The sequence below is a fragment of the Archangium sp. genome (assembly GCF_036389735.1).
Taxonomy (GTDB): domain Bacteria; phylum Myxococcota; class Myxococcia; order Myxococcales; family Myxococcaceae; genus Archangium.
In genome coordinates, this window is the sequence record NZ_DASVWK010000183.1 from 1 (window position 1) to 17,867 (window position 17,867).

Annotated in this window: 15 protein-coding genes, 1 tRNA gene and 1 pseudogene; 11 read left to right on the plus strand and 6 right to left on the minus strand. The window is 69.9% G+C overall.

All coding sequences use genetic code 11. From position 1 onward, the window contains the following. The 9 genes and pseudogenes from VF794_RS06750 to VF794_RS06790 form a co-directional block, all read left to right on the plus strand. Positions 1-1,552 (plus strand): annotated as a pseudogene (locus VF794_RS06750) (hypothetical protein); the annotation flags it as partial. A gap of 2 nt (positions 1,553-1,554) precedes the next feature. Continuing rightward, positions 1,555-4,815, plus strand: a complete 3,261-nt coding sequence (locus VF794_RS06755; protein WP_331108361.1) for a tetratricopeptide repeat protein — start codon at positions 1,555-1,557, stop codon at positions 4,813-4,815. After that, positions 4,812-5,969 carry a tetratricopeptide repeat protein gene (locus tag VF794_RS06760; protein ID WP_331108362.1) on the plus strand — a complete coding sequence of 386 codons (1,158 nt, stop codon included), beginning with the start codon at positions 4,812-4,814 and terminating at the stop codon, positions 5,967-5,969. The genes VF794_RS06755 and VF794_RS06760 overlap by 4 nt, the downstream gene beginning before the upstream one ends. 8 nt (positions 5,970-5,977) lie before the next feature. After that, complete coding sequence (locus VF794_RS06765; RefSeq protein ID WP_331108363.1) at positions 5,978-6,259, plus strand: hypothetical protein; 282 nt, start codon at positions 5,978-5,980, stop codon at positions 6,257-6,259. 1 nt (position 6,260) lies between these two features. Further along, a complete protein-coding gene (locus VF794_RS06770; protein ID WP_331108364.1) occupies positions 6,261-7,619 on the plus strand; it encodes an AgmX/PglI C-terminal domain-containing protein in 1,359 nt (452 codons plus the stop codon). 39 nt (positions 7,620-7,658) lie between these two features. Then, the gene (locus VF794_RS06775) at positions 7,659-8,108 is read left to right on the plus strand and encodes a cyclic nucleotide-binding domain-containing protein (RefSeq protein WP_331108365.1); all 450 of its coding nucleotides are present in this window, start codon (positions 7,659-7,661) and stop codon (positions 8,106-8,108) included. Between the two features lie 74 nt (positions 8,109-8,182). Then, complete coding sequence (locus tag VF794_RS06780) at positions 8,183-8,740, plus strand: hypothetical protein (protein ID WP_331108366.1); 558 nt, start codon at positions 8,183-8,185, stop codon at positions 8,738-8,740. Between the two features lie 120 nt (positions 8,741-8,860). Further along, a complete protein-coding gene (locus VF794_RS06785; protein WP_331108367.1) occupies positions 8,861-10,129 on the plus strand; it encodes a hypothetical protein in 1,269 nt (422 codons plus the stop codon). A gap of 13 nt (positions 10,130-10,142) precedes the next feature. After that, on the plus strand, positions 10,143-10,760 hold the full coding sequence (locus tag VF794_RS06790) for a polysaccharide biosynthesis/export family protein (protein ID WP_331108368.1): 618 nt from the start codon (positions 10,143-10,145) through the stop codon (positions 10,758-10,760). Positions 10,761-10,764: 4 nt separating this feature from the next. Here the strand turns inward: VF794_RS06790 and VF794_RS06795 are convergent, their stop codons facing one another. The 6 genes from VF794_RS06795 to VF794_RS06820 all read right to left on the minus strand — a co-directional run bounded on the left by VF794_RS06795 (position 10,765) and on the right by VF794_RS06820 (position 16,918). After that, a complete protein-coding gene (locus VF794_RS06795) occupies positions 10,765-11,589 on the minus strand; it encodes an inositol monophosphatase family protein (protein WP_331108369.1) in 825 nt (274 codons plus the stop codon). Positions 11,590-11,609: 20 nt separating this feature from the next. Further along, the gene (locus VF794_RS06800) at positions 11,610-12,167 is read right to left on the minus strand and encodes a TlpA disulfide reductase family protein (RefSeq protein ID WP_331108370.1); all 558 of its coding nucleotides are present in this window, start codon (positions 12,165-12,167) and stop codon (positions 11,610-11,612) included. Between the two features lie 2 nt (positions 12,168-12,169). Then, entirely contained in the window at positions 12,170-13,636 is a 1,467-nt protein-coding gene (mpl, locus tag VF794_RS06805; protein WP_331108371.1) for a UDP-N-acetylmuramate:L-alanyl-gamma-D-glutamyl-meso-diaminopimelate ligase, read from the minus strand. Beyond that, on the minus strand, positions 13,629-14,804 hold the full coding sequence (locus VF794_RS06810) for a serine hydrolase domain-containing protein (RefSeq protein ID WP_331108372.1): 1,176 nt from the start codon (positions 14,802-14,804) through the stop codon (positions 13,629-13,631). Before VF794_RS06810 ends, mpl begins: the two co-directional genes overlap by 8 nt. Beyond that, positions 14,801-15,712, minus strand: coding sequence for an LD-carboxypeptidase (locus tag VF794_RS06815; RefSeq protein ID WP_331108373.1), 912 nt, complete (start codon positions 15,710-15,712; stop codon positions 14,801-14,803). The genes VF794_RS06810 and VF794_RS06815 overlap by 4 nt, the downstream gene beginning before the upstream one ends. Before the next feature lie 69 nt (positions 15,713-15,781). Then, a complete protein-coding gene (locus VF794_RS06820; RefSeq protein WP_331108375.1) occupies positions 15,782-16,918 on the minus strand; it encodes an RsmB/NOP family class I SAM-dependent RNA methyltransferase in 1,137 nt (378 codons plus the stop codon). Between the two features lie 202 nt (positions 16,919-17,120). On the opposite strand from VF794_RS06820, the gene VF794_RS06825 reads away from it, so the two are divergent. Both VF794_RS06825 and VF794_RS06830 read left to right on the plus strand, forming a co-directional pair. Further along, a tRNA-Asn gene (locus VF794_RS06825) sits at positions 17,121-17,193 on the plus strand. Between the two features lie 126 nt (positions 17,194-17,319). Beyond that, a partial coding sequence (locus VF794_RS06830) for a hypothetical protein (protein ID WP_331108374.1) occupies positions 17,320-17,867 on the plus strand: 548 nt, incomplete at its 3' end.

Genomic DNA, 17,867 nt, shown 5'->3' on the forward strand with positions numbered 1-17,867 from the left:
GAGCCTCTCGCTGGGGCGGCTGCTCTACGAGCTGGGCCGCTACGACGAGGCGCTCGACCGGTACACGGAGCTTCCGCGCGACAGCGACGCCTTCGTGGAATCGCTCTACGAAATCGCCTGGGTCCACGTGAAGAAGGGGGACTACGAGAAGGCGAAGAACGCCACGGACATCCTCCTGCTGGTGGCCCCCGAGTCCGCCATCGCTCCCGATGCCAGCGTCCTCCAGGGCCACCTCCAGCTCAAGCTGCGGCGCTATGCCGACGCCACCGCCACGTACGAGGGCGTCATCGGCACCTACACGCCGGTGCGCGAGCAACTCGACACGCTGCTGAAGGCGAACAAGGACCCCATCGCGTACTTCGAGGGACTGCTGGCGCGCAACGACCGCACCCTGGATGTCACCACGCTGCTGCCCCCACTGGCACGGCGGTACGCCACCACCCAGGAGGTGGCGACCGCGGTGGGGATGGCCAAGGACCTCGAGGCGAGCCGGCAGGGAGCGGAGGAATCGAAGGCCATCGCGCTGCGCATCCTCCAAGCCCTGGAGGAGCGCGGCCTGGAGGTCTTCCCCGAGTTGCAGGAGGGCTACCTGCGGGCGGAGACGGTGGACAGCGCGCTCGCGCGGGCGGAGCTGCTGCTGGTTCAGCTGGAAGGCGACGTGCTGCGCGAGCGGCTCACGGCCGAGGAGCGCACCTCCCTGGAAGCGCTGCGCCACGAGAGCGGGACCCTTCGCAAGCGGTTCTCCACGCTGCCCGCCAGCCAGGAGGAGCTGGAGGCGCGGAGGGGGCGGATGCAGGACAAGGTGGACGAGCTGGACCGCGAGGCCTACCGGCTGGGCTACGAGCTTCAGAGCATGGACGCCATCGCCACCGCGGTGCGCAAGTGGGTGGACGACACGCGCGAGGAGCGCCAGGGCAATCCCGAGACGGAGAAGGAGTTCCTCACCCAGCTCCACAACGAGGAGCGGACGGTGGAGACGCTCGAGGCCGAGCTGCAACAACTGCGCTCGCGCCTGGCGGACGAGCGCGGCTCCGCCACCAGCTTCGTCTCGGGTGAGGACGTCATCCGCGAGCGGTACCGCGAGACGCTCGCACGTGAGCATGCGCTGTTGGCCGCCGCCGAGGGCCGGCTGTCCGGGGACGACGCGGCGATGGTGGGGCGCACCCACGAAGCGCGCCAGCGGGCCGAGGCCCTGCGCACGCGGGTGGACACGGCCCGACGGGTGCTGCGCGCCCAGGTGGAGCGGCGTGGCAAGGACATCCGGAACAAGGTGCTGGCCGAGCAGCAACTGCTCCAGGGCTACGGCGAGGAGGTGACGGACGTGTCCGGCACGGCACGCCACTCGGTGGGCCGCATCGCCTTCGAGAGCTTCCAGAAGGTGCGCCAGCATTTCTATGACCTCGTCCTCAAGGCGGACGTGGGGCTGGTGGACGTGGCCTTCACCCGCAAGCAGGGCAAGACGACGGAGATCCAGAAGTTGTCCTCGCAAAAGGACCAGGAGCTGCACTCGCTGGAAGCGGAGTTCAAGGAAGTCCTCGAGGATACGAACTAGAGATGCGCCGCGCCCTGCTGCTCACCCTCCTGACGCTGGCCACCGCGCGGGCCTCCGCGCAGGACGTGGCACGCTCGCGCTTCGAGGGCCTGGGCCATACGCCCGAGCAGGAGAAGCTGCTGGAGCAGCTGAGCGAGGCCGTCCAGAGCTACGAGCAGGAGTCGCGCGAGTACCGACGCTCGGTGCAGCGCCTCGTCGAGAAGAAGTACGAGGAGCGGCGCGGCCGGCTGGCGGAGTCGTACGAGAAGGCCATCTCCCAACAGGAGACGCAGGAGCGCCAGGAGCGCCAGGACGCCATCGCCCGCTCCGAGGAGTTCCTCCGGCGCTACCCCGACGAGCCGCGCTACACGCCGGATGTGATGTTCCGTCTGGCGGAGCTCCATTACGAGCGCTCCAGTGACACGCACCTCGTGGCCATGCGCCAGTTCGAGGAGAAGCTGCGCGCCCTGCCCGAGAGCGCCGAGCCCCCCCCCGAGCCGCAGCCGGACTTCCACCCGTCCATCGCCCTCTACCAGCAGCTCCTCGCCCGCTTCCCGGACTACCGGCTCAACGACGGCGCCTTGTACCTGCTGGGCTACTGCCTGGAGAAGCAGAACGCCTTCGAGGAGAGCCGCGCCACCTACCAGCAACTCATCGCCCGCTACCCCACCAGCCGCTTCACCACCGAGGCGTGGGTGCGCATCGGCGAGTACTACTTCGACGCCTACAGCGATCCGGAGGCGCTCGCCAAGGCGGCCGAGGCCTACGAGGCGGCTGTGCGCGACACCTCGCACCCGCTCTACGACAAGGCCCTCTACAAGCTGGGGTGGACGTACTACCGCATGGACCGCTACGACGAGGCGGTCGACCGCTTCATCGCGCTGGTGGACTTCTACGAGGCCCAGCGCGCCGCCCGGGGCGACGAGGCCGGCGGCGGTGACCTGCGCACGGAAGCGCTTCAGTACACGGCCATCTCCTTCGCCGACGAGCAGTGGGGCGGCCTCGACAAGATTCAGGCGTTCTTCGCGAAGCTCGGCTCTCGCCCCTACGAGGCCGAGGTATACCGGCGCCTCGGCGACGTCTACTTCGACCAGACGAACCACGAGGCCGCCATCACCGCCTACCGGCTGGTGCTGGAGAAGCAACCGCTCGCCCCGGACGCGCCCAAGCTCCAGCAGAAGATCGTCCAGGCCTACGAGCGCGACCGCAAACTGACGGAGTCCTCCGCCGAGTCCCAGAAGCTCTCCGCGCTCTACTCGCCTGGCTCCCCGTGGTACCAGCGGTACGAGCGCGAGCCGGACGTGCTCGCGACCGCGAACGACCTGACCGAGAAGAGCCTCTACGCCAGCGCCCTCTACCACCACCAGCAGGCCCTGGTGTTCAAGCAGGAGGGCAGGTTCGACCAGGCCAAGGTGAGCTTCGAGACGGCCGCCACCGCCTACGGCCAGTACCTGGAACGCTTCCCGCGCAGCAAGAACGCCTACGAGATGGAGTTCTACTACTCGGAGTGCCTCTACAACTCGCTCCAGTTCGGCGCGGCGGCCAGGCACTACGAGGTCGTGCGCGACTCGCCCCTCGGCGACAAGTACTTCGCCGAGTCCGCCTTCAGCGCGGTGCTCTCCTTGCAGAAGCAGCTCGAGGTGGACATCAAGGCCGGCACGCTGCCCGCGCGCCCTCTCCTGCGCTCCAGCGAGCGCACCGAGGGCCAGAAGGTCCAGCCCTCACCGCTCTCCGAGCTGGAGACCCGGCTGGTGGCCGCCTCGGACTTCCACTCGGCGAAGCTCCCCACCAGCGAGCGCACCCCCAGCATCGCCTACAAGGCCGCGGAGCTGTACTACGGCCACGACGACTTCCCCGAGGCCCGTCGGCGCTTCGAGGCCCTCGTGCAGGCGTACCCTCGACATGAGGTGGCCCGCTTCGCCACCAACCTCATCGTCGAAACCTTCCTCATCGGCGAGGACTGGAAGAGCGTCGAGGAGGTCAGCGGCAAGCTCGCCGCCAACAAGCAGGTCATCGACCCCTCCAGCGACCTCCACAAGGACCTGGTCCGCTTCAAGCTCGCCGGTCGTTTCAAGCTCGCCGACCAGTTGCTCGCCGAGGGTAGGTACGACGAGGCCGCCGCCAAGTACATCGAGCTCGTCAACGAGGCCCCCCGCCACGAGTTCGCCGACAAGGCCCTCAACAACGCCGCCGTGGCCTACGAGAAGACGCGCCGCTTCGACTCGGCCCTCAAGCTGTACGAGCGCATCTACCGCGAGTACCCCTCCTCGCCCCTGGCCGATGGCGCGCTCTTCCGCGTGGCGGTGAACGCGGAGAACTCGTACGACTTCGACAAGGCGGTGGAGAGCTACCAGAAGCTGGTGAAGGACTACCCCGCCTCGAAGGACCGCGAGGCCGCCCTCTTCAACGCCGCCCGCCTGCTGGAGGGCCAGCAGCGCTACGCCGAGGCCGCCACCGCCTTCCAGCGCTACGCCGACCTCTTCCCCAACGCCGAGGACGCGCCGCGCAACCAGTTCCGCGCCGCCCTCATCCTCGAGAAGCGCGAGGACTGGAGGGGTGAGATTCGCGCCCTGGAGGCCTTCGTGCGCAAGTTCGCCGCCCGGCCCGCCCAGGTGGAGCTGGTGGTGGACGCGAAGCGCCGCATCGGCGACGCGTGGGGGAAGCTCAAGAATGAGCGCGCGGCGCGCCAGTCCTACGAGGCCGCCGCCGACGAGTTCGACCGCCGCAAGCTCCAGCCGGACGCCCAGCCCCTCGCCGCGGACGCCGCCGCCTACAGCCGCTTCCGGCTCGCCGAGGCCGAGCTGCGCGAGTTCGACAAGCTCAAGATTGGTGGCAACGGCAAGGCGCTGGAGCGCAGCTTCACCACCAAGCGCGCCGCGGTGAAGTCCGTCAACGAGGCCTACGCCCGCGTCTTCCCCTACAAGCGCCTGGAGTGGACGCTCGCCGCGCTCTACCGCCGTGGCTACGCCCTGGAGCGCTTCGCCAACACCATCATCGAGACCCCCATCCCTCCGGATGTGAAGCGGCTCGGCGAGGAGGCGGTGGTGGCCTACCAGGACCTGCTCGCGCAGCAGACCGCGACACTCGAGGACGCGGCCGTGGAGAGCTACGCCGCCACCCTCCAGGAGGCGCGCAAGAGCCGCATCTCCAACGAGTGGACCCGCCGCACACTCGAGTCGCTCCACCGTTTCCGGCCCAAGGAGTACCCCGTCCTCAAGGAGCCCAAGGACGCCATCGCCTCGGAGCCGCTCTACCCCGAGGGACTGCTCGGAGGTGGCACGTGAGCGTGCGTCAACTGCTCTTCCCCGGACTCCTGCTGCTCGCCTCGGCCTGCGCCACTCCGGCCCCCAAGGTCGCCGAGAAGGCCGCCCCGCGTGAGAAGGACACGGCCCCCAAGCCGAAGGACCCGAAGGACGATATCGCGTGGACGAACCTCGGCATCGCCCAGGAACGCCTGGGCAGGAATGACGAGGCCGAGCGCTCCTACCGTCAGGCGCTGGAGCTGAAACCCGAGCAGCGGACCGCCTGGGACAACCTCACCCGCCTCCAATGCCGCACCGGCCGCGCCTCCCAGGCCGAGACGCGGTTGCGTGAGCAGCTCCAGGCGAAGCCGGAGGCCATCGCACCGCGCACCGCGCTCGTGCTGGCGCTGCTGTGCCAGAAGAAGCACGACGCGGCCGCCACCGAGGCCAAGCGCGTCCTCAAGACCGACGAGCGCGACGTGCGCGCCATGCAACTGCTCGCCCAGGTGTACTACCGCGAGCGCAAGCTCGAGCTGGCCAAGATGGTGTTGGACAACGCCCGCGCCATCGCCCCGGACGAGGCCGCCACGCACCATGCACTCGGGCTGGTGCAGCTCGCGCTCGGCACGAAGCCCGCCGCCCTGGAGTCCTTCAAGAAGGCCTCCGAGCTCAAGCCCGACTTCGCCGAGGCTCGCAACAACCTCGGCGCCCTGCTCAACGAGGCACAGGACCACGCCGCCGCCGTGCGTGAGCTGGAGGCCGCCGTGCGCGCCGCCCCGGACTTCGTCTCCGCCCGGCTCAACCTCGGCAACGCCTACCGGGGCCAGGGCGACTTCGCCCGCGCCCTCGCCGAGTACCAGCAGGTGCTCCGCCTCGCGCCGGACCTGCCGGACACCTACTTCAACCTCGCCATCCTCCACCTCGACGCCGAGCCCGAGGGCCTGGACTCCATCGTCCGGCTCCAGACCTCCCTCTCCTGGTTCGACCAGTACCGCTCCAAGGGCGGCCGCGACGAGCGCGTGGACGACTACGTGAAGGACGCCAGGAAGGGCATCGAGAAGGAGGAGCGGCGGCGCGAGCGCGAGAAGCGCGACCAGCTCCGCAAGGCCCAGTCACCCACACCCGACGCCCCTGGGGAGACGCCCCCTGCCCTCCCCACCTCCGGCTCGGGTAGAGTGGCCTCGGACAAGAAGTGAGCCTGCCCATGCGCCCTGCCCTCGCCCTCGCCCTCCTGCTCGCCTCCGCGCCCGTCGCCGCGCAGGACAGCGCCTCGTCCGGCGCCGCGCGGCCCAAGGACTCGAAGGAGTCCAACGAGTCCAAGAAGAAGAAGGTCATCCGCCTGGATGCCATCACCGTCGAGGGGCAGATCCAGAAACCGCAGGCCTTCTACATCCTCCAGCGCTCCAACCTGAACTTCGACGAGCTCAGCAGGGCCGAGAGCTTCACGCCCAAGGTCGTCAAGAGCGTGGAGAAGGAACCCTTCTAGTATGGCTTCCACCCAGCAGAGCCGGATCCTCCGCGTCGGCCTCCTCCAGGACGGGCGCATCCTCGAGGAGCGCCACCTGCGCCGGCCCGGGGACTTCACCGTGGGCCGGGACGCGAGGAACTCGCTCGTGCTGCCGCTGTCCGACGACCTGCCGGACAGCGTCCCCGTCTTCGAGTACCGCGCCAACCAGTACAACCTGCTCTTCAACGCGGGCATGAAGGGCCGTGTCCACCTCGGCTCCTCGGACGTGGACTTCCACGCGCTGCGCACCGAGGGCATGGCCCTCCAGCGTGGCGAGCAGTACGTGCTGCCCCTCCAGGAGAGTGCCCGCGGAGTGGTGGAGCTCGACGGCGAGCTGCGCCTCTTCTTCCAGTTCGTCCTCCCCCCGCCCGAGTCCGACAAGCCCGTGCTGCCCCCGGACCTCCAGGGCGGGCTGTGGCGGACCATGGACCGGGTGTTCTTCGGCATCCTGGCCGCCTCGCTGCTGCTGCACTTCTCCGGCGCCGCCCTCATCATCGCCTCCGAGCCTCCGCTGGAGCCCGAGCTGTCCCTGGACGAGCTGCCAGACCGCTTCGCCCGGGTGCTCATCCCCACCCGGCCCGAGGAGCCCAAGCCCCAGGCCGCCGACAACGCCCAGGCCACCGCGGCCACCGAGGAGAAGCCCAAGGCGAGCGACTCGGACGACAAGCCCGCCACGGAAGCCTCCAAGCCCGCCAACGCCCAGGAGGCCGCCGCCCGGCGCGCCGAGGTGGTGAAGAAGGTGGCCGGCAAGGGCCTGCTCAAGATTCTCGGCTCGTCGGGGAGCAACGGCGGGGGCGCGTTCGCGGACGTGCTCGGCGGCAGCACCGGCGGTGGAGACATCGCCCTGGCGCTGGCCGGCGCGGGCGGCGTGGGCGTGGCCACCGAGGCCTCGGTGGGCACCAACGGCCCGCGCGGCGGCGGCACCGGCAACGTGGCCGGCATCGGCGACCTCGGCACCACCGGCGGCGGAAAGGTGGACCTGGGCTCCAAGAAGGAGGTCCAGGTCTCCGGCCGCGTCTCCAGCGCCACCCCCGAGGTGGAGAGCTCGGACGTGGACCGCGAGGCGCTCGCCCGCTACATCAAGGCGCGCCTCAAGGCCATCCAGAACTGCTACGAGAAGGAGCTCAAGCGCAACCCGAGCCTCAAGGGCAAGGTGATGGTGCGCTTCAGCATCCTGCCTTCCGGACGTACCGGGGACATCGAGATCGAAGAGAACACCATGGGCAACGACGCGGTGGCGAGTTGCATCCGCACCGTCATCCGCGGCTGGGTGTTCCCCTTCAAACCAGATGACGAAGTCCCGGTCGCCTACCCGTTCGTCTTCACGCCGGCGGGGTAGACTCCGGCCAGCAACCTGCACTCCGGGGGGTGGGGGGTCATGGAGAAGCTGGCCGTCATTTCATCGTCACCGCTGTTCGAGATGCTCTCCAGCACGGAGCTGTCGCATCTGGCCGAGCTGTCGGAGCAGAGGCGCTATGGCGCCGGGGAGCTCGTCTTCGAGGAGGGCGAGCTGGGCGACAGCCTCTACGTCATCATCCGGGGCGAGGTGGAGGTGCTGCGGCGCGATGGTGGCGGCCAGCCCCGCACCCTCACGGTGCTCACCGCGCCGGACTTCTTCGGGGAGATGAGCCTCATCGACAAGGAATACCGCTCCGCCACGGTGCGCGCCCGCTCGGAGGCGATGCTGCTGCGGCTCACCGCCCAGCAACTGGCCGCCTTCCGCCAGTCCCACCGCGACGGCTTCACCTTCGTGGTCCTCAACATCGCGCGCATCCTGTCGGCCCGGGTGCGCGAGGCCAACGCCCGGCTCACGGCCAGGCAGGCTTGAGCCGTCCTCGCGTTGACACCCCCGCCCCGCCTCTCTAGCGTCGGGGCCGTTGGCCTCGCCCGGGAGTGGAGCACATGCGCTACATCGGAATGCTGGCGGTGGTGCTCGCGAGCGGGCTCGTGGTGGCCCAGCCCGCGGCCCCCCGTCCCGCGCCCGCCGCCCTCACCAGCCTGGAGAAGGCCAGTGACGTGCCGGACGGTCAGAAGCTCGAGCGCAGCACCAAGGCACTCTCCACCATGCGCGAGGTGCTCCGGGACGTGCTGGGCAAGCTGGAGGAGGCCCGGCGCGCCAAGGACGTGGTGAAGCTCAGCTGCGTCAACGAAAAGCTCACGCAGATCAAGGGCTTGCTGCGCATCTCCGAGCAGGCGGACGTGGCGCTCCAGGAGGCCGTGTCCCAGCGGGAGACCACCTCCAGCGAGCACGAGTACACCAAGGTGATGATCGCCCAGCAGAAGGTGACCCAGCTGCGCGCCGAGGCCGAGCAGTGCATCGGGCAGCTCGCCTTCCGCACGGACGAGAACCTCTCGGTGGAGGTGGAGGAGCCCAGGAACCTGCCCGGGGGAGATCCCACCAAGCCGGGGCCGATCGAGGAGACCATCGTCCGCCCCCCGCCCTCCAGTCCCGTCCGTTGATGCTTCCCCGTCCGCCCTCCTGGCTTCCGAGGCGAGCCGGGGACGTTCGTTGCCGAGCAAAATTTCGGGAACCCCTGAAGCGCGTGGTATGACTGCACCCTTCGGGTGTCCGATCGCTTCATGACGCAGCCTGCCAACAATTGGAGGGCCTGGTGCCTGCTGGCCATGGCCACGTTGTGGCCGGGGCTTGGGCATGCCCAGTCCCTGGGCGGCACCGGCGTCCCACGGGGCGGCAACGGCCTGAAGGTGGGCGAGGGTCGGCTGCACCCCACCTTCGACTTCGAGACGCGCTTCGACAGCGCGGCGGGCTACTTCCCGCCCCCGGGCAGCACGGACTCCTCCGTCGTGTCCGACCAGCTCTCCCCGGAGGCCGTGCTGCACATCCGGCCCGGGCTCCAGTTGGAGTTGCCCGGCTCCAAGGTGAACCTGGACCTGCGGGGCTACGCCGACTACGTCCACTACACCGGACTGCTGACGCCCGGCTCGAGCAGCACCTCGCACCTGGAGGGGCTGGCGGACCTCAAGGTCGCCATCAACCGGGGGGCCCCGGTCTCGGTGGAGTTGGGCAACCACTTCGAGCGCTCGGACCGCACGCGCAGCGTGGCGATAGGCGCGGGCGTGCTGTCGCTCTACAACGAGGTGCAGCTGGGGATGCCCCTGCGGCCCGGCGGCGGCGCCATCGAGGTGACGCCTCAGCTGTCCTGGGGCATCGAGCGCTTCAAGCCCTTCGCGGCGCTCTTCCCGGTGGGCTGCTCCGGGCCCGTGTGTGATCCCACCGCGGTGGGCAGCTTCGACTACAACAATCTGCGGGCGAGCCTTCAGGGCCGCTGGCGCTTCCTGCCGAAGACGGCGGTGGTGGTCGACACCCACTTCACCTACCGCAACTACAACCAGGGCGGCACGCCGGACGCGCTGGTGCTGCAGGCCACGGGAGGCCTCGCCGGCCTGGTGTCTCCGAGGATCGCCGTGACGGCCAGGGTGGGCTGGGGCCAGGACTTCGGCGCGGTGGCGGGCGGTGCCCTGCTCGCGCAGCTCGAGGGTACCTACCTGCTGAGCCAGACGGCCACCCTCAAGGCCGGCTACACGCGCACCCTGGAGCCGGTGGGCACCTTCGGACTGTTCCGAGATGATCGTGGCTACCTGGAAGCGCAGGCCCTGCTCGGTGGCCGGCTCACCGTCCGGGGCATGACCGCTTTCGACTACGTGAGCTTCCAGGGACCGCGCCGTGACAGCGTCTTCAAGCTGGACCTGGGCCCCCAGTACCAGTTCCAGCGGTGGCTTTCCGGCGGGGTTGGTTACCTGTACGGGATGCGGTCGTCCAACGAGCCCGGTGCCGGCATCAACTACTCCCGGCACGAAGGGTATGTTCGGATGACCGTGACGTACTGAGACGGCCTCCGTGATGCGCATCCCCTCCCTGCTCGTGCTGTTGCTCGCCTCGCTGACCGCGTGCGGCACCGCCTCGCCCACCGTGAGGGCCGACGCCACCACGGCCGCGGCGACCGAGGCCTCCGCACCCGATGGCTCCGACACCCGCCGCACCCTCGGCCCTGGAGACCTGGTGGACGTGCGCGTGTACCAGGAGCCGGAGCACTCGGGCGTCTGGGCCGTGTCCCCCGAGGGCACCATCGACTACCCGCTGTGCGGGAAGCTCCACCTGGCGGGCCGCACCTCCGGCACCGCCGCGGACGTGCTGCGCGAGTGCCTGGCGCGCTACCTGCGCCACCCGGACGTGTCCGTCGCCATCCGCGAGTACAACTCGAAGAAGGTCTTCGTCTTCGGCGAGGTGCAGAAGCCGGGTACGTTCACCTACGTCGAGGGGATGACCATCATCGAGGCCATTACGATGGCCGGCGGCCTCACCAAGCTGGCCTCGCCCAACGGCACCCACGTGGCGCGGCAGACGGAGGGCCAGCAACAGAAGATCCGCGTCCCGGTGAAGGACATCCGCGACGGCCAGGAGAAGAACTTCTCCCTCCAGCCGGGCGACATCGTCTTCGTGCCGGAGAGCTTCTTCTAGCCGCTCACGAGCGAGGCGCCGGAGGGGTCCAGCCGATGTCGGCGAGGTAGCCCTGGCACTCGGCGATGAGCTCCCGGGCGAGACCGGGCGCGCAGGCGAGGACGTCCCCCTGGCTCAGCTGGAACGGGGAGCCGTCCATGCCCACCATCGTCCCTCCCGCCTCCATCACCAGCAGCGCCCCGGCGGCCATGTCCCAGGGCTTGAGGCTGAATTCGAAGAAGCCATCGAAGCGGCCGGCGGCCACGTAGGCCAGATCCAGCGCGGCGCTGCCCGTGCGGCGCATGCCCTGTGCCCGGACGATGAAGCGGCGCAACAGGCCCACCGGACCCTCGGGCCGCTGGTGCACGTCATAGGGAAAGCCCGTGCACAGCAGGGCGCGCGACAACTCCGTGGCACCCGAGGCCCTCAGGGGCCGGCCGTTGAGCGTGGCCCCCTGCCCTCTCGCGGCGGAGAAGAGCTCATCCAGCATCGGGTTGTAGACGGCACCGGCGAGCAACCCGTCCGGGCCCTCCACCCCCACGCTCACGCAGAAGTGCGGCACCCGGTGCGAGTAGTTGGTGGTGCCGTCCAGCGGATCCACGATCCACCGGAAGCCCGAGCCCTGGGAGGCACCGCTCTCCTCGGCCAGCACCGCGTGGCCCGGGTAGCGCTGGCGGATGAAGCCGAGCACCGCCTCCTCGGCGGCCCGGTCCGCGTCGGTGACCAGGTCGATGCCGCTCTTGTACTCGATGGTGCGCTCACCCAGGAACCGCTCGGCGAGCAACCGGCCGGCGAGCCGGGCTCCCTCCTCGGCGGTACGGCGCAGGGCTGCGGGCGTCTCGTCGGTCATGGTGGTTCCTCCTTCGGCTCCTACTTCGCGGGCTCGGCCAGCAGCAGCTCGATCTCCGACTGGTACTTCGCGAGGAACTCCTCGGTGAAGCCCTCGTGCACGTAGCGCACCATGCCCTTGCGATCGATCAGCACCGTGGTGGGCATGGCGCGGACCCGCAGCACCTTGTCGGCCACCTCGGCGTTGGCGTCGAGGAGGATGGGCAGGCTCACCTTCGTCTCCTGAAGGAAGGTGGGGATGGCGCGGGTGTCCTCGTCCACGTTGAGCGCGTACACCTTGAGGCCCCGCGCGGTGTAGTGCTTCGCGAGATCCTCGTACATCGGCAGCGCGTCGCGGCAGGGCTCGCACCAGGTGGCCCACACGTCGAGCAGCACCACGTGGCCCCGGTCCGTGGCGATGGCGTGGGGCTCGCCGCCGGGGTAGCGCTTGACGGTGAACTGGAGCGGCGTGGGCTCGTCGGACACCAGGGCACCCGGGGCCGAGGACGGAGCCACGGGCCCGGTGAGCGCCGGCATCCGCTGCTGCTGCGCGCAGCCGGAGAGGACGAGCGTGGCCAGGGTGAGCAGGGACAGACGCATGCTCACTTCTCTCCCAGACGGGCGCGCAGCGCCGTGAGCAGCTTCTCGATGAAGCCTCCGAAGGCGCCGTTGCTCATGACGAGCAGCACGTCTCCGGACTTCGCCTCGCGCGCGACCCGCTCGACGAGCGAGGGCACGTCCGCGGCATGGTCCGCTTCGATGCCCTGCTTCTTCAGATCCTCGCAGACGCGGGGCACGTCCAGCTCCTCGCCGGTGGGCACCTTGTCGTGGCGCTCGGGCACCTTGAGGCTGGCGCGCGAGGCCCCGGTGAAGGAGTTCGCGTAGTCCTCCTGGTGGATGTTGCGCCGGCTGGTGTTGGAGCGCGGCTCGAAGATGGCCCACAGCCGGCGATCCGGGTAGCGGTGGCGGATGGCGGCGATCGTCTCCCGCACCGCCGTGGGGTGGTGCGCGAAGTCGTCCACCACGAGGATGCCGCCCACCTCCGCGCGCACCTCCTGGCGGCGCTTCACCCCCTGGAAGGTGGCGAGCCCCTGGGCGATCTCCTCGAAGGAGAGGCCCAGCCCACGCGCCGCGCCAATGACGGCCAGCGTGTTCTCCACGTTGTGCAGCCCGGAGAGCGGCAGCAGCACCTCGCCCAGGACGGTGCCGCGCTCGATCACCTCGAAGCGGGCGCCCTCGGGGCCGAAGCGCACGTTGCGCGGGAGGTAGTCGGCCTGGGCGCCCTCCTTGGCCACGTAGGTGACGACCTGGCCCGGACATGCCTGCGCGAGCTTCACCGCGTTGGGGTACGCGGCGCACACCACGAGCCGACCGTCCTTCGGAATCAACCGGACGAACTTGTCGAAGGTGGCCTCGTAGTGGGGCAGGTCGCGGAAGATGTCCGCGTGGTCGAACTCCACGCTGGTGAGAATGGCCGTCTTCGGCCGGTAGTGGAGGAACTTGGAGCCCTTGTCCCAGTAGGCCGTGTCGTACTCGTCGCCCTCGACGACGAAGTGCGCGCCCTTGCCCACCCGGTAGTTGCCCGAGTAGTTCTGCGTGACACCGCCCACGAGGAAGGACGGGTCCCTCCCCGCCGCCACGAGGACGTGGGCCATGATCGAGGACGTGGTCGTCTTGCCGTGGGTGCCGGCCACCACCACCGAGTGGGAGCGGTCGAGGAAGAGCGAGCCCAGCGCGGCCGGGAAGCTCATCTGGGGGATGCGGCGCTCGCGGACGGCGGTGGCCTCGGGGTTCACCCGGCGGATGACGTTGCCGATGATGACGAGGTCCGGCTTCGCCGTGTCGAGGTTCTGCGGACTGTAGGGGGTGAGCGCCTGGATGCCCCAGTTGCGGAGCATGTCGCTCATGGGTGGGTAGACGTTCTCGTCGCTGCCGGTGACTTCGTAGCCGGCGGCCTTGAGCATGCCGGCGAACGAGCCCATGCCGGTGCCGGCCACGCCGACGAGGTGGATGCGGCGCACGGCGCCGGGGGAGATGGTTTCGAGGACGTTGCCGTTGTCGTCAGCCATGGCTCTTGGGGGTGAGGTCGGTGAGACCGAGTGCCTCCACGACGAGGTCGTGGAAGACGGGACGGAATTCGCGGATGCGCAGCTCCTTGCGGCCGTGCGCCACGCGGTTGGTGACGAGCGCCACCACGAGGGAGCGACGCAGGTCCACCCAGAGGCTGGTGCCGGTGAAGCCCAGGTGGCCCACCGCGCCCGGAGGGGTGTCGCCCATGAAGTGGCCCGCGCTGGACAGGCCCTCGGAGGGCGAGTCGAAGCCCATGGAGCGGGTGCTGCCCTCCACGAGCGGATCGTTGGCCAGTGCGCGGAACCAGAGGGGGGCGGGGGCGAGGCTCGGGGCTCCCGCGCACCCGGCGAGGATGGCCTGGCCGAAGCGGGCCACATCCACCGCGGTGCCGAAAAGGCCCGCGTGGCCGCTCACGCCGTCCATCACCCAGCAGTTGTCGTCATCCACCTCGCCGGGCACGGCGGGGCGGGAGGGAAGTTCGCCCCACATCGTCTCCTGGCCTGGAGCGGGCTCTCGGGGACGGGTGGCACCGGTGGGCGCGACCTTGCCATCGGTGGGGAAGTCGGTGAGGCGGTGGAAGCGCGCGGACAGGCCGAGCGGCTCTGCGACGTGACGCGAGAAGAGGACATCCAGCGGCGCCCCACCCGCGCGGGCGAGGATCTCACCCAGGAGGATGAAGCCCACGTCGCTGTAGGCGGTGCGGGTGCGCATCGGGGCGGTGAGCGGGGTGCGCGCGGCGGCCTGGAGAACCTCCTCCCGGACGCGAGCGCGGGTGGCCGAGGGACAGCCGGGGTCGAGGAGCTCGGGGGTGGAGGTGAGCGCCTCGGCGAAGAAGGGCACGAAGGGCGGCAGGCCGGAGCGGTGGTAGAGCAGGTCCGCCACGGTGACACCGGCCTCCCCCACGGGCGAGCCCGGAAAGTAGCGGGCCACTGGAGTCTCGGGCCCCACCTTCCCCTCCGTCCAGAAGCGCAGGAAGAGGGCGGTGGTGCAGAGCACCTTGGTGACGGAGGCCAGGTCGAAGCGGGTGTCCCCGGTGACGTTGCCGACCACCCCCCCGAAGACCTGGACCCCCCCGTGCAGCACCACCGCCTGGGCAGCCGGGAAGATGCCGAGCGTGACGGCCTCCTCGAGGACACTCTGGAGATTGGCGATGGGGTGACTGCTCATGCCTGCACCGCTCCTTCCAGGAAGGTGAGGCGGGCGGCGCTGGCATCCAACCGCACATGCGTGCCGAGGGCGACGGGGTAGTTGGGGATGTCGTGGCCGATGGGGAAGCCGGCCGCGCAAGGCAGGCCGGTCTCCTCGGCGAGCGAGCGCAGGACATCCGCGCTCCCATAGGGGGCGTTCCGCTCGTCGCAGTCGGTGAAGTCGCCGAGCACGAGGCCCCGAACGCGCTCGAAGACGCCCGCGAGCATCAGGTGGGTCCAGATGCGGTCGAGCCGGTAGGGGCGCTCGCCCACGTCCTCCAGGAGGAGGATGGCTCCATCGAGCGGCGGCATGTAGGGGGTGCCCAGCAGCCGGGAGAGGACGGAGAGGTTGCCCCCGAGGAGCGGCCCCTCGACGACGCCGGGGACGAAGGTGGCCTTGCCCTGGAGGGGCGGAGGGGCCTCGGGGGATTCGAGGAGCCGGAAGAGGTACTCCTGGACCTCGGGAGGCTGCTTGCCCAGGTGGGTGAGGACGGGCCCGTGGATGGTGACGCGTCCGAGCCCCAGGAGCGGCAGGTGGAGGGCGGTGATGTCCGAGAAGCCGACGAGCGCGGTGGGAGCCATCTCGGCGAGCGGCAGCGACGGGAGCAGGCGCATGACGCCGTAGCCGCCGCGGGCGCAGAAGACGGCGCGGGCGTCGCGGTCGGTGAGAGCCCGGGCGAGCTCCTCGCCCCGGCGGGCATCCGTGCCGGCGAGGTAGCGCCAGTTCTCATACAGGTCGGGCCGGAAGACGGGCGAGTAGCGCTGTCCGATGACGCCGAGACCGACCTCGAAGCTGGGACGGTCGAAGGGGCCGGCGGGGGCGACGACATGGACGGTGTCGCGGAGACGCAGCGGGAGGGGCTTGAGCCAACGCACGGGCGCCTTCATAGCACCGGGGGCGCGGGTGTCCCCGTGCTTCGAGCACCTGTGTCGGAGTGACAACCTCTCGCCTGCCCCCTATCCGTCCCTCCTCTCCAACACGGCGGCGAAGAACCCATCGGTCCCGTGCAGGTGCGGAGCACAGAAAAAGAACCCGTCCCGGACACACGAGGGGTCCAACCACCCCGCCCCGGGGGCAAGGGACCGGAACTCAGGAGCCTCGCGCAGGAACCCGAGGACCACCTCCTCGTTCTCGGCGCGGTTCACGGTGCAGGTCGCATAGACGAGCCGCCCGCCAGGGCGCACGAGCCGGCCCGCGCGGGCGAGGATGTCACGCTGGACCCGAGGCAGCTCGAGCAGGGTGGCGGGGTCGATGCGGAACCGCAGGTCGGGCCCGCGCCGCAGAGAACCCAGCTCCGAGCAAGGGGCATCCACGAGCACCCAGTCGGCGAGCACCCCCTCGGGAGGGGCCCGGAGCACCTGGACATGGGAGAGCCCCGCGCGGGCGCACCGTTGGAGGAGCCGGTCGAGCCGCTCGGCATCCGGGTCATAGGCAAGGAGCCGCCCCCGGTCCTCCATGGCGGCGCCGAGCTGGAGCGTCTTGCCGCCAGCCCCGGCGCACAGGTCGAGCACGGTCTCCCCGGGCCGCGCCTCGACGAGGAGGCCGAGGAGCTGACTGCCCTCGTCCTGCACCTCGAAGAGGCCCTCGCGCAGGGAGGCGAGCCCGTAGAGGTTGGGCTTGGGCCCCACGACGTGGAGCGCGAAGGGGCTGAGCGCACCGGGACGGGTCTCGACGCCCTCGGTGCGCAGCCGCTCCGCCAGAGCTTCACGGGTGGTACGGAGCGTATTCACCCGGAGCGTGATGGGGCCAGGGACATTGAGGTGGGCACAGAAGTCCTCGGCGGCGGGACCGAGCTCACGGGTGAAGTGGTCGGCGAGCCAGTCCGGCAGGGAGTACCGGAGGGCGAGCGACGGGGGTTCCCCCGCGACGAGGGGGGGCGGGATCCCGAGACCCACGAGCCGGGCGGCGTCCTCGGCCGGGAGCCCGACGAGCCGCTGGAGGAGGACGTAGAGCAGCGCGGGCGCGGGCGCCTCCGGGAGGCCCAGGTGGAAGCCGAGCCGGCGCCGCCACAGGCCGACGTTGAAGACGGCCTCGGCGAGGACCTGGCGCTGCTCGCGGGAGAGTTGCCGGTGCGCACGCAGGGTGCGGTCCAGCACCCGCTCCGCGGAAACTCCGGAGAGGACCTGCGAGAGGGCCTCGGTGGTGAGGGGCGCGATTCCTTCGAGTGCCGACCAGGGAACCGGGCGAAGTCGTGCAAGCGGGTCAAAACAGGTTGTTGACAGGACCGACTCCGTTCTTTAGAAAGCACCTCGTTGTCGCGGCGGTTCACCAACGGCCGACGCGCAGCGGACATATTCCCCGATAGCTCAGCCGGTAGAGCGGGTGACTGTTAATCACTAGGTCCGAGGTTCGAGTCCTCGTCGGGGAGCAAGATTCACCAGTAATTTCAGGGTCTTGGGCGAAAGTCCAAGGCCCTTTTCTTTTGCCCTCCCCTGCCCGTGGGCAAAATACGGGCAACTCCCCGGACGTTCTCTCCAATGGAGGGCGCGGGCGCATGGGTGAGAGCACGGGCAAGAGCCAGGACTACGCGGAGACGTGGGAGGGTGGGTTCATCCGCCACGACTCCAGGGGTCGCAAGGTCTACGTCATCCGCCGGATGATCAACGGGCGGAACTACAAGGTCAGCACGCGGGCAACCACGCTCCGAGCGGCCATGGAACAGCTCAAGCGGTTCGAGACCGACCCGGAGCACTACAACCCGGCGGGCTCGTCCCACGAGGCGTCCATCTACCTCGACGCGCCGCTCGCGGCTGAATTCCTCGCCTACTCGCGCGACGTGGACAAGAACAGCCCCACCTGGGTGAAGAAGCAGCAGGGCTACCTCGCGTGGTGGGCCGACCAGCTCAAGGGCCGGGACCTGCGGAAGCTCACGCTCCTCGATGACATCCTCCCTGCCCTGGAGGGGGCGAAGGCCCGGGGTCATCGGATCGCGGTCCTCAAGCGCGTCTACTCCTGGTTGCGCAAGGTGAAGCACGTCCTCTCGGTGGCCGAGGATCCGACCTTCGGGCGGCTCACCGTGCCCCAGGCCCGGCCCGAGCAGTG